The sequence below is a fragment of the Buttiauxella ferragutiae genome (assembly GCF_022637515.1).
Taxonomy (GTDB): Bacteria; Pseudomonadota; Gammaproteobacteria; order Enterobacterales; family Enterobacteriaceae; genus Buttiauxella; species Buttiauxella ferragutiae.
The window spans coordinates 2,048,325-2,062,809 of the sequence record NZ_CP093332.1; the positions used below are offsets into that span (position 1 = coordinate 2,048,325).

At 48.2% G+C, this 14,485-nt stretch carries 12 protein-coding genes and 2 pseudogenes; 11 read left to right on the forward strand and 3 right to left on the reverse strand.

The window, feature by feature from the left end; all coding sequences use genetic code 11:
• Positions 1 to 127 precede the first annotated feature (127 nt).
• The 10 genes and pseudogenes from MNO13_RS09435 to MNO13_RS09480 all read left to right on the forward strand — a co-directional run bounded on the left by MNO13_RS09435 (position 128) and on the right by MNO13_RS09480 (position 9,406).
• Positions 128 to 1,214 (forward strand): annotated as a pseudogene (locus MNO13_RS09435) (IS110 family RNA-guided transposase).
• A 262-nt stretch (positions 1,215 to 1,476) separates the two neighbouring features.
• Positions 1,477 to 2,127, forward strand: a complete 651-nt coding sequence (locus MNO13_RS09440) for a DUF2268 domain-containing putative Zn-dependent protease (RefSeq protein WP_241939870.1) — start codon at positions 1,477 to 1,479, stop codon at positions 2,125 to 2,127.
• Between the two features lie 148 nt (positions 2,128 to 2,275).
• A complete protein-coding gene (locus tag MNO13_RS09445; protein WP_241939871.1) occupies positions 2,276 to 3,127 on the forward strand; it encodes a TraB/GumN family protein in 852 nt (283 codons plus the stop codon).
• Between the two features lie 252 nt (positions 3,128 to 3,379).
• A complete protein-coding gene (locus MNO13_RS09450) occupies positions 3,380 to 3,649 on the forward strand; it encodes a hypothetical protein (RefSeq protein WP_241939872.1) in 270 nt (89 codons plus the stop codon).
• A gap of 252 nt (positions 3,650 to 3,901) precedes the next feature.
• Positions 3,902 to 4,693, forward strand: coding sequence for a PhzF family phenazine biosynthesis protein (locus MNO13_RS09455; protein ID WP_241939873.1), 792 nt, complete (start codon positions 3,902 to 3,904; stop codon positions 4,691 to 4,693).
• An 89-nt stretch (positions 4,694 to 4,782) separates the two neighbouring features.
• A complete protein-coding gene (locus MNO13_RS09460) occupies positions 4,783 to 5,220 on the forward strand; it encodes a GNAT family N-acetyltransferase (RefSeq protein WP_241939874.1) in 438 nt (145 codons plus the stop codon).
• Between the two features lie 181 nt (positions 5,221 to 5,401).
• Positions 5,402 to 6,576, forward strand: a protein-coding gene (locus MNO13_RS09465; RefSeq protein ID WP_241939875.1) for an IS3 family transposase whose coding sequence is annotated in 2 segments (ribosomal slippage) — positions 5,402 to 5,660 and positions 5,660 to 6,576 — 1,176 coding nt in all. Because the reading frame shifts where the segments join, the coding sequence is not laid out codon by codon here.
• Between the two features lie 472 nt (positions 6,577 to 7,048).
• Entirely contained in the window at positions 7,049 to 8,062 is a 1,014-nt protein-coding gene (locus MNO13_RS09470) for an ABC transporter substrate-binding protein (protein ID WP_241939876.1), read from the forward strand.
• Positions 8,063 to 8,322: 260 nt separating this feature from the next.
• Positions 8,323 to 8,852 (forward strand): annotated as a pseudogene (locus tag MNO13_RS09475) (recombinase family protein).
• A 17-nt stretch (positions 8,853 to 8,869) separates the two neighbouring features.
• Complete coding sequence (locus tag MNO13_RS09480; protein ID WP_241939877.1) at positions 8,870 to 9,406, forward strand: alpha/beta fold hydrolase; 537 nt, start codon at positions 8,870 to 8,872, stop codon at positions 9,404 to 9,406.
• Between the two features lie 30 nt (positions 9,407 to 9,436).
• Here the strand turns inward: MNO13_RS09480 and MNO13_RS09485 are convergent, their stop codons facing one another.
• Positions 9,437 to 10,117 carry an SOS response-associated peptidase family protein gene (locus tag MNO13_RS09485; protein ID WP_232886723.1) on the reverse strand — a complete coding sequence of 227 codons (681 nt, stop codon included), beginning with the start codon at positions 10,115 to 10,117 and terminating at the stop codon, positions 9,437 to 9,439.
• A gap of 808 nt (positions 10,118 to 10,925) precedes the next feature.
• Between MNO13_RS09485 and MNO13_RS09490 the strand changes: the two genes are divergently transcribed.
• Positions 10,926 to 11,870, forward strand: a complete 945-nt coding sequence (locus MNO13_RS09490; protein WP_241939878.1) for an ArdC family protein — start codon at positions 10,926 to 10,928, stop codon at positions 11,868 to 11,870.
• Between the two features lie 309 nt (positions 11,871 to 12,179).
• Here the strand turns inward: MNO13_RS09490 and MNO13_RS09495 are convergent, their stop codons facing one another.
• Complete coding sequence (locus tag MNO13_RS09495) at positions 12,180 to 12,326, reverse strand: phospholipase D-like domain-containing protein (RefSeq protein WP_241939879.1); 147 nt, start codon at positions 12,324 to 12,326, stop codon at positions 12,180 to 12,182.
• A gap of 67 nt (positions 12,327 to 12,393) precedes the next feature.
• Entirely contained in the window at positions 12,394 to 14,100 is a 1,707-nt protein-coding gene (ltrA, locus tag MNO13_RS09500; RefSeq protein WP_232886726.1) for a group II intron reverse transcriptase/maturase, read from the reverse strand.
• Positions 14,101 to 14,485 lie beyond the last annotated feature (385 nt).

Consider the following 14,485-nt stretch of genomic DNA (forward strand, 5'->3'; position numbering starts at 1 on the left):
CCCTCACTCAGCGCAAGTCCTGCCACACTTATGCAGAGTGTTCTTTTTTCAGGGGTAATGCATCATGAACTCAATAAAAGTCGTCGGCATCGATCTGGCTAAATCTGTCTTTCAGGTCTGAGTCTGGATGAGCGACGGGAGCATTGCATTTAACCGTAAGGTTTCCCGGGTTAAACTGCTTAATACCCTTCGTCAGTTTCCTGTCGGTTCGATTAAAGCATTCACACATCACCAAAAAAACGATGCCAATGATGCGCTGGTAATTTGTGAGACAGCGCTTCGCCCGGGTATTCATTTCGTTGCTATCAAAACGGTTGAGCAGCAGGATATTAAGGCTCTTCGAAGCGCGCGTCAGTTGATGGTGGAGCAGCGTACTGCTCAGGTAAACCAGGCCAGGTCACTGGCAGCAGAACAAGGGATTGAGCTCCCCGTTGGTATTCATTTTTTACAGCAACGGCTGCCCGATATTACTGAGGATGCAGAACAGTTAATTTCCCCTGTACTACGCCAGTTGCTGTTCTCGTTGCTCGAAAACATACACTCACTTAATGAGCGCATTCTTTCTGCAGTACACTGCCTTGCGGCTCTGTGCCAACAACAACCCAAATACAAAGTGCTGATGACAATACCGGGTATTGGCTCACTTATTGCCGCTGCTTTTCTGAGTGAAGTGAATGCTGAACAGTTTACTAACGGGCGGTAATTATCCGCCTGGTGTGGTCTGGTTCCCAGACAACGTAGCTCCGGTGGGAAAAGCAGCCTCTCATCCATGACCAGGAACGGGAATCGTGACCTCAGGACGCTGATTATTTATGGTACCCGTTCTGTTATGCACTGGGCTCATAAGCGAGATGATGCATTAGGTATATGGCTGAAGCACCCTTACTGACCGAAGGGGTAAAATGAAAGCCATTGTCGCACTGGCCAATAAACTGACACGCATCGTCTGGCGTTATAGAATAAATCAAAGCGTCAGTCGGCGGGGAAATTGCTGGGATAATAGCCCTATGGAACGTTTCTTCCGCAGTCTGAAAACAGAATGGGTGCCGACAGATGGTTACGCAGGCAAGGACGAGGCCCGGCAGCAAATTAATGGTTACATATTGAACTACTACAATAGCGTCAGACCTCACCATTATAATGGTGGGCTGACGCCGGAAGAGCCAGAGAACAGATACCATTTTTACTGTAAAACCGTGGCCAATATTACTTGACATCACTACAGTGATGTAATATCAGCGGTTTCCTGTCCAGATATAGGTAATACCTCCGCACAAGACCCTATCTGGCTCAGGAACCGCGAACTGGCGCTTCAGTAAAATGGGCAGGCTATTAAGGTGTCCGGTATTGCCGAACCACTACAACTGGACTTTATAGTTCTGGAATGCTTCAACCCGGCTGAGTCATATTAAGAACAGTGAAACTTTGTTTTTTAACATGTGGTGATTTATTAACTTTGTATAGGGTAACAACATCATGCCAAATATGACCCTTCATATTTTAGATGCGCAGAAGAAACTCACAGCTTACTGTGAATGGCTTAATACCTGCCTTACTGATACCTACGCACAAGCTCAAAGATTGATGCTGCTCCCTTCTCTGGATGTTGTGGTGAAATCTGGAACCTATGTCATCTCAGAAAAAGGGCATTCAGGATATTGTCCCGAGTCCGGCGTTGTGTATATAACTGTTGATCCTGAAAATCCTGCATTTTGTAAAAACGATGCTCAATCTATTGAACGAATGTTTGCTCATGAACTACACCATGCAGCGAGGTGGGCTGGTCCGGGATATGGTTTTACTTTGGGCGAAGCTATTGTGTCTGAAGGGCTGGCCGGACATTTTTCTCTTGAGCTTTTTGGAGGTATGCCTGAGCCCTGGGAAAGCCTCAATTTAGACGAAGTACAACCGCACCTTTTACAACTTCATGAAAACTGGAATCGTACGGATTACGACCATAATGCATGGTTTTACGGAACCAGCCATTTGCCAAGGTGGTTGGGTTATACCGCCGGGTTCAATCTGGTTTCCAGTTACCTTTTAGCCGACCCAGTTGTAGTTCTAAGAGCCTCGATGCTTGCGAACGTAAATGCAGAGGAGTTCAGAGCATTTATTCAAATTGAATAACTCCAACTTAGGTAGACATGAGCTGAATCATTACTGTGTCGATGACAAGGTAACGGGCCAGGTACTCTTAGCGGCCAGAAAAAGTTAAGATATAGTTCATAACAGATTAACTTAATCACATGTAAATATATTAAGTGGATATCACCCGATGATTAGATCGACTAGTTATGCTATTGAAGAGTCATTACTTTTCTCTGGGAAGCGATTTTTCTTTCTGGGTGAATCTATTCACGGTGTGTCGGAATATACAAGGTTGAGATTGGAAATTGCAGAGTGCCATTTTTACAAACAAGCCATTTTGATATCTGAAGCTGATAGTAATGGAATGTTGCTTTCTCATCAGAACAATGAAGATGCTCATTCCAGACTGAAAAACTTTCCTCGAATATTACGTACTCAAGAGACGGTGAATTTGTTAATTTGGGCGATGTCCAGACTAATCCCTTGCCTTGGGATAGACTGTATTCCTCGTAGGGTTTTAACTGATTTTCCTGTCGAGCGGCATTTAATTCGCCAGCGTGAAACTGACGAATATATTAAAGCCAGGTTCTCCCCAAATTTTTTTGAATGGCGTGATAACCAGATGGCTAAACAATTGGTCAATATATCGTCAGAGCATCCAGAATATCGCATGCTAATTATGCTGCATAATCTGCATATAAAACGCCGTGGTAGCCAGGAGTATGGAGAGTTAAAGCTGAAATCTGTACGAGAACACTTGGAGGAAACTCTTCCTCTACAAAGTCATTCTATTGCTCAACTTGCGCGGAGCGGGAGTGCTTTACACAATGATTTATCGTCGTTCAGTTTTCATATTCATGATCCTCTTTCTCTTGAAGTCTATTCCGATGCGACTGTGTGTACTTTACTCACAGAGTCACGAATACCTGATGCTTGCATTGCCTGGCATCACGCTTTCGAACGTGAAACAGTCCCAGCAAAAAAACAATATGAGGGATGTTTTATCTTCAAAGAAGTGCAGTCCCCAGTGTTGGTTTGACTTGACAATATATCAACAGAACTCCCTCTCAGGGTTATATGTTAAAAATATTCATGATTACTGTGTTAACGTCCACTTCTTTTCATTATTCCCCTTCCACTTTAGTTAATGCTATTTCAGATTTTTACCAGGAACGAGAAAATGATTTTCTAGCGCATATCAACTAAACTGCGAATATACCGGAAGATATATATGGAATTAACTCCAGCCAGATATGTTGTTTAATCACGTCCCATCCATGTGGAGCAACAAATGCCAGATTATTGTTTTTTTAAAAAGGGTAAGAAAACCGTCGTACTGGAAAGTGCAGACCTGGACGGTGCCTCTCAACTGACTGCAAAGGGCTATGAAAAACAATTTGAAGAAGTCTGCGCCACTAATGAAAAACACGCTCTAGCCCGTTTTGCTGATATCCGTAGGGAAAAGAGAATAGATAGCCATAACTTCTTAGCTGGCGCTGGAGCCATGCCCTTAATCGGGGTTCTGACGGCAGTTGCTGTTTATCTTTTCCGGAAAAAGTAGCCACCGGAAATTACGCTTTGTAAATCTTTTTGAGCTGAGTATGCCACTTACCTGGGTATTGAGCTTAACTGTACTCGCTTCGCTCACACTGCCTGTGGTTATTGTGACAGGTGCGCATGTACGATGAGCAGAAGTTAGAGCGGTTGGGGAAAACGCTAATGCGGGGGTGGAGTGCATAAAAAATTCGAAATTGTGCGTTGTCGTGGCATGGTAGAGCCTGAGTTACCCCGAGAACGATGAGAGGTTTATGCTATGCAACAAATAGATTTTTACATGGTAGATGCCTTTACCACCGCTACTTTTGGTGGTAATGCCGCAGCAGTATGTCCCTTAACGGAATGGTTGCCCGATGTGACATTATTGAAAATGTCTAAGCAGCATAACCAGTCAGAAACAGCATTTTTTGTCACAACCGATAGAGGCTTTGAGCTGCGCTGGTTTACCACTCAGGGTGAAATCGATTTGTGTGGGCATGCCACACTCGCTGCTGCACACGTCATCTTTGAACATCTTGATTACCCGGGCACGATTATCCATTTCGATACCCGGTTTGTTGGCCCGCTGGCGGTGACACGCAGTGGTCAATGGCTGACGCTTGATTTCCCCGCCTGGAAAACCGAATCCGTTATTCCGCTGCCTTTACTGCTGGATACGTTGGGCATCGCTGAATGCAAAGAAGTGCGCGTGGCGCGTGATTACATGGTAGTGATGGAGAAGCAACAGCAGGTAGAAGCAGTATGCCCGAATATTAATGCCATGCTCCCACTGGGAAAAATGGTTTGTATCACGGCTCCGGGGGAAGGGAAATACGATTTTGTCAGCCGTTTCTTCTGCCCTGGAGAAGCAGTAGCGGAAGACCCTGTCACAGGTTCTACGCATAGCATGCTCATTCCTTACTGGGCAGAAAAATTGAACAAAACACAGATGCTGGCGCGTCAGGTTTCCGGGCGTGGTGGGGAATTACACTGCCAGCTAGTGGGTGATCGTGTCCACATAGGCGGGCAGGCAACAACTTATCTGACTGGTAAAGTACTGTTGCGCTAGAACGTCCAAAATAAGGCGATAATCATTAACTTCGCTGATTTTCACAATCAAAACAAACTACTACGAAATAGACTGAAAAGAGGTGAGTTTTGCACTTAGCTATCGAGGCCGTAACTCCCGGAACTTCAGGCTTTAGTCATCTGAAATCTGAAAGCATAGCAAATGGCTTCAACATGTTGTTTAGGCTGGAAGAAAACTGGGTAAATGGTAGTAACCAGTTTAATGCTCCTGGTGAAAAGTTACTGGGTGTATTGAGTAATGGCATGCTGACTGGAGTTTGTGGGTTGAATATTGACCCATATGATTCGCAACGTCGGGTCGGTAGAATCCGGCATCTTTATGTCGGGTACGAGTACCGGCGCCAACAGACTGGCAGTTTACTTCTAAGCAGGTTAATTGAAGAGGCTGATGAATGGTTTGATTATTTAAATACGCATGCGCCGCAAGCCGCATTCCATTTTTACGAACGAGCTGGTTTCATTCCTATATCTGATGTTGAGAGAGTGACTCACCGGCTTTATTTATAGGGGTGGGGAAACCGTTTTAATCCGCACTGCCAACATTAAAACGCAACCCACCGTGGTAGCATTCTGGTAAATGTAGGTGTCGTTTACTTGACCGGGGCAGCTATGGATTGTAGTGGCATAGTGAATTTGGCCACCTGAATAGAGGTGATATCATCACCTCATAGTCAAAACAGGTGACATTATGACCGGACGTAACAGATGCAATTTTAGCCCCGAGTTTCGCCTCGAGGCTGCCCAGCTTGTACTCGATCAGCATTACACCGTTGCCGCCGCTGCCACTGCGATGAATGTCGGCAAATCCACGATGGATAAATGGGTTCGACAACTGAAAGAAGAGCGAGCGGGAAAATCACCCATAGCTTCACCCATGACACCTGAGCTGATTGAGATACGTGAGTTGAAGAAAAGACTTCAACGCGTTGAAATGGAAAGGGATATATTAAAAAAGGCTACCGCGCTCTTGATGTCAGACTCCCTGAACAATTCTCATTAGTTGAGAAACTCAGGGCGCGGTTTCCTGTTGCCGTTGTGTGCAACGTGTTTGGGGTTCATCGCAGCAGTTATAAATACTGGCGGCAGCCCAGGAAGCCTGACGCCACGAGAGTGGCATTACTGAGCCTTGTGCGCGAAGTTTATCGCGAAAGTAACGGTTCAGCAGGAGCGCGAAGCATTGCCGCAATGGTCACCACCAAAGGTATAAAACTGAGCCGCTGGCGGGCAACAAAGCTGATGAAAGCGCTCAATATTATCAGCTGTCAGCAACCTGGCCATCGTTATAAGAAGGCGTCTAAGGAACACATTGAGATCCCTAATTATCTGGATCGCCAGTTTGCTGTTACCGAGCCTAATCAGGCCTGGTGCGGTGATGTGACTTATATCTGGACGGGAAAACGCTGGGCTTATCTGGCTGTTGTACTCGATTTGTTTTCCCGTAAACCGGTTGGCTGGGCGGTGTCATTTTTCCCTGATTCCGCACTGACAGGTAAAGCCCTGTCGATGGCCTGGGAAGCACGGGGAAAACCGGCTAATTTACTGTATCACTCGGATCAAGGCAGTCACTATACCAGCAGGAATTTCAGACAGTTACTGTGGAGATATCAGATAAAGCAAAGCCTGAGTCGCCGGGGAAATTGCTGGGATAACAGCCCAATGGAACGGTTCTTCAGAAGCCTGAAAACAGAGTGGGTACCGGATAATGGCTACGCGAATTTTAGCGAAGCCAGCACGGCAATAACGAATTACATCACAGGATATTACAGCCAGCTCAGACCTCATCAATATAATGGTGGTTTGACGCCGAATGAATCAGAACGATTGTTCTGGAAAAACTCTAAAGCTGTGGCCAGTTTTTGTTGACCACTACACATCTTAAAGGCCTAGAGGCCAAGGTCCGCTTGTCGCTGCCTGTCATACCTGCTTAAAAAACAGGCTTAACCTAGGATATTTTCAGTATTCCAAGCGGACCCCTATTCTGCTGTGGCGGATATCAGGAGCTGCTACTGCTGTATGACGTTTTGTTCGTCAATCTGTATCTAACAACCTCCCATAGGCTCCACTACTATTTGCCTGCTCCTTCCAGGTACATACCATCTGAGATTGCGAAAGCCGTTTTATGCTGATTTCGAATCGCTCTATGCTATAAAAGTTTCGATTTTGAAGTGGGTCAGTCTTGCGTCGGCACGTGGTCAATTCGGAGCCTGCATCAATATTTTTAACTCAGGGAGTATCGGTCGTGGCACATCGAATGGGACGCACAAACAGATCGGTGGTTCGTATCGGGGCTTTGGTCCCACTCACTCGCCCTGGTTGGGTTGAGGCGGGTCGACATTTGCTTGCTGGACTCGAACTGGCCGTCAGCAACGTCAACGCCTCCGGCGGGATCAACGGAAGGCCGCTAGATCTGATCGTGCGAGATACGGCGGCGGACCCGAAGAAAGCGGAGGCTGCAGTTGATGAATTGGCAGAGCTGAACGTGGTCGCCTTGGCGGGGGAATACCACAGCGTCGTCGCCCGCGCTGTCGCCACCAGAGCCGATGCACTCCGTGTACCATTTCTATGCTCATCAGCGGTTCTTGACGCACTTATTGACCAACCAACGAATTGGGTGGCGCGCATTGCGCCCGTGCAATCTCACGGTTGGCGGATTTACGCAGACTTTCTCCTAAACGCAGGCCACCGACGAATAGCAGTAGCGAGTCAATCAAGCCTCTATTGGGCATCTGGAATCCGCGTTCTTCAGGACTATTTCACCACACGAGGCGGGACAGTCGTCGAATTTGACTTGCACTCGTCCGGGCCGGCGAACGTGTGTGACGAGCTTGTCAACAGTCGCGCCACAGCTCTCATTCTCTTGGTCGGTTACCCCGAGCCAGCAGTGTCAATCGTCAAGTCCGTCCGCCGCGACCAGCGTCTCGCCCAGATCATGATTGGTGCTCCAGCCGGGCAGCCGGAGTTCGCTGATTGGGCGACTTTGCTCGGCGACGATAGCGTCGCGATTCCGTTTTTGCGTTATCGGCCTGAGCGCCTCAGCCCGTTCGGCACACGAGTTGAGACGGCCCTGCACGAACGATTAGTCGAAGCACCCTCCTTCGTCGCTTTCGAGGGCTATGACACAATCACTGTCCTTGCTCATATGCTGCGGTCATATGGTGAGGATCGGACGCATATTGCCGAGTCCTGGCCTCGCGTTTCAGTTGAAGGTACCCGCGGACAGATACAATTCTCCCGCATGCCGAACATCAACGTTTGGCAATGTGGTTGGCCACCAATCCAAGTTGTGGATCGAGAGCCGGCCAGACCGGATCGTTTTCGGACACTCTACGTCGGCGAAGCGGCGGACTGAGTGTTGGAAGGCGGCCTCTGCCCCCCGCTGACTTTCACTCGTTGCACAATTCCTGAGTTTATCGCTTAGAGGGAAAGGATTAGGGTCAATCCCGGGCGCGATACCCATCAGCGAAAGGCTACCTGAAGCTGTGGGTTCAATCGGTCGTTGTAACACACTGATTGAACCGTTCACGGAGCTTACATTGCAAGACGGGTTATGTGACAATCTACAGGCTCTGGCGCTGCCAGGCGAAGATTGTCACACAGACGGACGTATAAATTACAACCTTGATCGGATATGCGCGGGTGTCGAAAGCTGATGGCAGCCAGGTTCACGACCTCCACGCGATGCACTGGCCAAGGCCGGTGTAGAGGCTGAGAACATCAACGAGGACTCCTCGTCTGGATGCTGGATCGTCTCGGCCGCGATCTTCGTCACCTCGTCGACGATCTGACCAAACGGAACATCGGCCTGAAGGTGCTCGCCGGCGAAGGCGCGTCGATCGACACTTCGACCACTAATGGTCGGCTGGTATTCGGTATATTTGCCACACTGGCGGAGTTTGGACGGGCGCTGATCGTCGAGCGGACCAAAGCGGGCCTGGAGGCCGCAAAGGCGGCTGGCCGTTCAAGATGACACCTGCGAAAATACGTCTTGCTCGTGCAGCAATGGGGCAGCCGCAGACGAAGGTGGCCGATCGTTGTGCCGAGCTCGGCATTACCTGACAGACGCTCTATCGTTTTGTTGGACCGAATGTGAACTTCGACACGATAGTGAACGGCTCTTGAAACGCAAAAAATTGGTCTGATTATGTACAGTTCAAAAATGCAACAGTTGTTGGTCGTTGATGACATTCATGGGTTTCCCGAAACCTTTGTTAAACTATTGGATGTTGGATCCTTTGAGCATCGTGTTTTACAATTGGCCGACCTGAGCGGGCGTCCCGGTCTGCGCGGAGACGACCTTCACGATCATCTTGTCAACAAAGACGGTATGCAGCATGCCGTTCGGGCACTTCGCGAGATTAACGGACGCCCGTGCTTTGGGATCGGTTTCAGCTCCGGTGGAACTGCTCTGTGGAGTGCGGTCAAAGAGGGGTTGGAGATCCAAGCTCTGATCTGTGTGTCATCAACCAGACTGCGCTTCGAAACGTCTCCCTTGAATATACCCACCATGGTATTTTGGGGGGAACTTGATCCACATCGGCCAACTGAAATTTGGAATGATGCTGTTCCTGAATATTGCAAGATCTACGCAGGCAAGCAGCACGACTTTTATCGTGTTGACGTTCTTGCGCCTAATTCCCCATTGCGAACAGATATTGGCGCCTTCATCGAGAGCGTTTCTGGTTTTGAATTTTGATGACTAACTTCCGCAGCTAGAAGTTGACTGTCAAATTTTATCCGAAGTATTCTTGATCAGATCTGCTCCCTGATTTTTCACATTTCCGACCGATTGTGTAACAGGATGCCAGGTAAATTCATCTGCTGGCACAGCTGCATCAAGGGCAAGTTCGCTGACCTGTGCACCGGTAGTTTCCGGATCCATCCATTCCAGTGCGGCTTCTGGTGTAAATACCAGCGGCCTGCGGTCGTGAATATCGACCAGACCTTTATCGGCCGCCGCAGTCACAATCAAAAAACCCTCTGCTTCATCCCCTACATCAAAAGGCTGCTTTCCGATCGCCGCAAAGAAAAGTGGTTTTTTATCTTTCCGGTAGATGTAGTACGGCTGCTTTATATCTCCTTCCTTCTTCCACTCAAACCATCCATCTGCGAACACAATCGCCCGGCCATGATTCCATAGTGACTTAAACATTCGGCTGGTGGCCGCAGTTTCAACCCTGGCGTTTATCAATGGAGGTTTGTCCCACCATCCTGGTGCATATGACCAGAGCACCGGGTCGAGGTGGAATGAATTATCGCGGTTATTTAGCAGAAGAACTTTGGTGCCAGGCGCAACGTTGTAGCGGCTAATGGGCTCAGGGTCGTACGGGATGTCGTTTTCGGCCTCTTCGACCAGAAACGCCAAATAGTCGTCACGAGATTTGATCTGGGTGAAGCGTCCACACATGGTCACCTCCAGTAAAACTGAAAGTATAGATGACGACAGAATGACAACGTTTTCCCCTCGTAATTCCCATCGTTTACTTGTTCAATTTGCAGGCATAAAGAACAGCCATGACAGGATATGAACTTCCGCACCTGACACCCCATGATTGGTAGCAAACTAAAAATGTGACTGAAAACGCTTCTGCAAAACTCATTTATTTTTCAACAAATTCAGTTAGTTAAAAAGCTGATATTTGATAGTAAAATACTCGTAGTAGTGATGATATTTATTAGTTAATTCAATCAAATATGGTTAATTTTTTTCTCTGCTGCTCATTCAGATCCAGTGACGAGTCTATCCAGTCTTGTGCTGGACTGGGAAAACCAGCAGAACACGAATTTCCGTAGAAGGGCAGAGCAAGGCGGAGATTGTGGGTGGGGGTGATAAGTTCTGCTTTCATGGCAATAACTCAAAAAAATACTGTTAATATATACAGTGTAATTTATTCACCTCGTTTATCAAGAGGTGTTTCCAGAACATCCCTTTAAATCATTGCAGTCAAGCCCCGCCGGGCATTCCACACTCATAACGATCAACTTCAAGGGCTTTCACCTGCGCGGCATAAGGGGCGCTAAGTCCGGGTATGCACATAGTCACATTCTCCTGTGTTGCCTTTCTCCTTCGTATCAGCTTCCGGTAATCGTTCCCCGTCACAACCTGGCCCGCAAGGGTGTATGAACGCTACGCGCCCTTGCTGGCCAGAACGATTCAGGGGTGTCGAACCGTCAGGCGATACGAAGACGAAATTCACACTGACGGAGAAACAACCATGACTATGAATCTGCATACCCAGACAAGCGCCCCTAATACCGCACCGGCGACCAGCGTATCCCCGCTGGAGCAGTCAGGCTCCTCAAAAACGAAATTTTCTAAAACCAAAACCGATATATATCAGACTGTCACTAACAGCATCATCGAGGCGTTAGAAAAGGGGGTTAAGCCGTGGGAATGTCCATGGAAACGTCACGGTGCGGTGTCAGGCATTCCATCCAACTTTGCCACTGGCACGAGTTACAGCGGGATGAATATTATGCTGTTGTGGTGCAGCGCGTCAGAGCAGGGTTTTACGGATTCCCGCTGGTTGACTTACAAACAGGCTCAGGAGTTGGGCGCCCAAGTTCGCAAAGGTGAAAAGGGCACAACGGCTATTTTTTATAAGACGATCGAGAAGGAAACCGACGCGGGGGACGTTGAAAAAATCCCTATGTTGAAATCGTTCACCGTGTTTAACGTCGCACAAATCGACGGTCTGAAAACCGGCACCGAAAATGAGCCGCAGGCGGTGAATGAATTTGACCCATTGCCGCAGGTTGAAACCCTTTTCCAGCGTTCTGGCGCGAAAATAACAGAGCGTGGTCAGCAGGCATTTTTCAGACCGACAACTGATGAAATTTATTTGCCTGAGCGCCACCTTTTTGTTGATGCCGCGAATTTTTACGCAACGGGTTTACATGAACTGGTTCACTGGAGTGGGGCGAAAAGTCGTTTAAATCGTGAAATGAAAGGGCGATTTGGTTCACAGGATTATGCATTTGAAGAACTGATCGCGGAGCTGGGCAGCGCGTTTTTAATGGCTGAGTTGGGGGTGACGGGGGAAGTGCAGCACGAAAGCTATATTGCTTCATGGCTGGATGCGTTGAAAGGTGATAAACGGTTTATTTTTAAGTCCGCCAGTGCCGCCTCTAAAGCACACCGTTATTTGATGGATATCTGAGGAGGGAGCGTTATCCACAAATCCACATAAGAAAAGCCATTGAGCTGGGAGGCAACCAGGCCACCCCAGCGAACGGGAGCGCCCGGAACGGCGGAGCAAGCCGATCCGGGTCGATTGTGGGGTTGTGGGTAACGCGGGAGGGATAAGTGAATTGTTTAAATTTTCTGAATGATGACAATTCATCGCCACATTTTCATAAGTGGATGAATTTAAGCTTTTCATGGTATCGCCAGTTGCCGCTGGCCAACGTCTTTCAGCGGCGACCGGCGACGAACAAATGCCCTGAGAACATCAAATAGTTTGATGCTTTCAGTAACGGTTTTTTAGGGGATCTGACTCGTCCCACAACCGGTTAAATTCAGTCTGATAAGTTTGCGCCAGCGCCGGTGCATTTTGCACGAAAAGCGCATTTTCTGCGTTGCGCTTTTGAGCGCTGGCCGTGTCGGGTAAGGACATGGTGTTACCACCGCATCCTCCCCTAAGAACCGTGCGTGCGAGTTTCCCCGCACACGGCTCAAGCCTTTCAAAACCTGTTTAAAAAGGCCGGCTTTACCACTGTTAAACCATTGGTATGGAGTTTCTGGTGACATACTGGATGCAGGAGAACCCTGTTTGCCAGTGCGTCGCTGCCACCGTGTTGTCGATAGACAATATGGTGATCATGCCAGCCTGTTTCTTTGGTTAAAACTTCGCTACACATGGCGCACCGACCTTGTTGTGAATGGTATAATTTTGCCCATTCACGGCGATGCCCCATATCGTTTAGCATCCGTTTTTGCCTCAGATTTTCTCCGTAAAGCTCCCATGCTGATGAGTAGGGATGATAATCAGACTTTGTTTTGACGTGCCGTTTTATCGGAGCCTCTGACATCTGGTGTAGCAGATGCAGGTAGACACCTTTTTCCCTTTTAACTTTCGCTGCAAATACCCAGCTTCTGTTACCCACCGCATGAAAATATCTTCGTTTAACCCATGTTACCGCTTTGTTTGGGTGACGCCTTCTGGCCCATCGCCAAAGCAACTGGAAAATCTGGTGCTCCATGCGATAGAAAATGGCTTTCGAAACAACATGCTGATGATATTTCCCCCAACCACGCAACTTTGAATTAAGTGCATATATGAGTGATGTTTGCTCAGTCGTCATGTTATTTTTGACAGTTTCTCTTATGTTTTGGTAAAACCGTTTCATATTGTCGGCGCTCGGTTTAACGAGCAATTTTCCGGCATATTTGCGGAAGTTCCAGCCCAGAAAATCAAAACCATCATCAATGTATGTGATGCGTGTCTTTTCCTCTGAAAGAGTCAGCCCCCGTTCCCGAAGAAACTGCTCAATCCATGGTCTGACCACGGAACTCAGTATTTCACTGGTTTTCCCGGTGATGATGAAATCATCGGCATAACGCACTACATTGATTTTCTGAAGGATTGTGTTGCGAACCCCGAGCGTCATTTTCAGATACACGCGTAGGTCAGATTCCAGCCCGTTCAGTGCCATATTTGCCAGCGTGGGAGAGATTATTCCTCCCTGTGGCGTTCCTGCGGTTGTCTCCTGAAATTCGCCATTGAATACAGTCCCCGCTTTAAGCCAGGTATTGAGCGCGCGTTTATCGACAGGGATGTTCTGAAGGAGCCAGTCATGGCTGATATTATCGAAACATCCTGCTATATCGGCTTCCAGCACCCATTTCGCGGAGCGTTTCGGGGCTAAACAAGTGAATATTTGTTCTTCAGCATCAGCCGTCGAACGATTCAGACGAAATCCATAAGAGTTCGCATCACTGGTCGATTCGGCTACGGGATCCAGCGCCATGTGATACAGCGCCTGCATGGCTCTGTCTTTCATGGTCGGGATCCCCAGAGGGCGTTTTTTCCCGTTAGATTTAGGGATATAAATGCGCCTCAGCGGCTTCGATTTGTAACCTCTGATATTCAGTTGTCCGATAGCCCAGAAACGGCTTTCATGGGTATCCCAGAGAACATGGTCAACGCCAGATGTGCGTTTACCCTGGTTTTCAGTCACTCGCCTCACCGCCATTGCTCTGGCGGAGAAAGAGCGGGTCAGTGATCGTTGCAGAGATTTAACTCTGCGCCAGTCGCTGGCCTGTGTTGCCTTTGCAATTCTAATCTGCATCCTTCTGACGTTCTTCACTACCCGTCTCCAGTTAATGGAGTGCCAATCGTGAGGAATATCGGAAAGCGCAGATCCGTTTGTTACACCGGACACTACCATGCTGCTCTCCCACTATTTGAGAAGTTAGTCAGTTGTTTTGCAATGAAAGACCCGATGGAAGTGGGCATGCTTTCGCATCAGGGCAAAGTCTGAACCCTTATCATGGCCATTACAGTCATGCCTTCGCTTTTTCCATCCTCCTGTACCCGCACCACCAACAGCATTTCTTACGATTTGCCTGCCCGAGGGCAGCGGTACGGGCTTACCACGTTTCTGATTTATCACACGACCGGGTTAGGATTTGCCTATCTGCCGGGGGCTGTTGTGGCGACGTGTTCCAAAACTACAGTGAAACATCCAGCCTCCTTTACCTTTTGGTTAATGCCTGTCAGCCGCTTTGGCATTTACATCGTTGACGACATTTATTAGCAATTCACTCTCGTTA

What these genes read in the sequence shown, in the direction of transcription:
- MNO13_RS09440 (WP_241939870.1), top strand. Translation starts at nt 1,477, where the DNA reads ATGCCAAATATGACCCTTCATATTTTAGATGCGCAGAAGAAACTCACA.
- MNO13_RS09445 (WP_241939871.1), top strand. Translation starts at nt 2,276, where the DNA reads ATGATTAGATCGACTAGTTATGCTATTGAAGAGTCATTACTTTTCTCT.
- MNO13_RS09450 (WP_241939872.1), top strand. Translation starts at nt 3,380, where the DNA reads ATGCCAGATTATTGTTTTTTTAAAAAGGGTAAGAAAACCGTCGTACTG.
- MNO13_RS09455 (WP_241939873.1), top strand. Translation starts at nt 3,902, where the DNA reads ATGCAACAAATAGATTTTTACATGGTAGATGCCTTTACCACCGCTACT.
- MNO13_RS09480 (WP_241939877.1), top strand. Translation starts at nt 8,870, where the DNA reads ATGCAACAGTTGTTGGTCGTTGATGACATTCATGGGTTTCCCGAAACC.
- MNO13_RS09485 (WP_232886723.1), bottom strand. Translation starts at nt 10,117, where the DNA reads ATGTGTGGACGCTTCACCCAGATCAAATCTCGTGACGACTATTTGGCG.
- MNO13_RS09490 (WP_241939878.1), top strand. Translation starts at nt 10,926, where the DNA reads ATGACTATGAATCTGCATACCCAGACAAGCGCCCCTAATACCGCACCG.
- MNO13_RS09495 (WP_241939879.1), bottom strand. Translation starts at nt 12,326, where the DNA reads ATGTCCTTACCCGACACGGCCAGCGCTCAAAAGCGCAACGCAGAAAAT.
- ltrA (WP_232886726.1), bottom strand. Translation starts at nt 14,100, where the DNA reads ATGGTAGTGTCCGGTGTAACAAACGGATCTGCGCTTTCCGATATTCCT.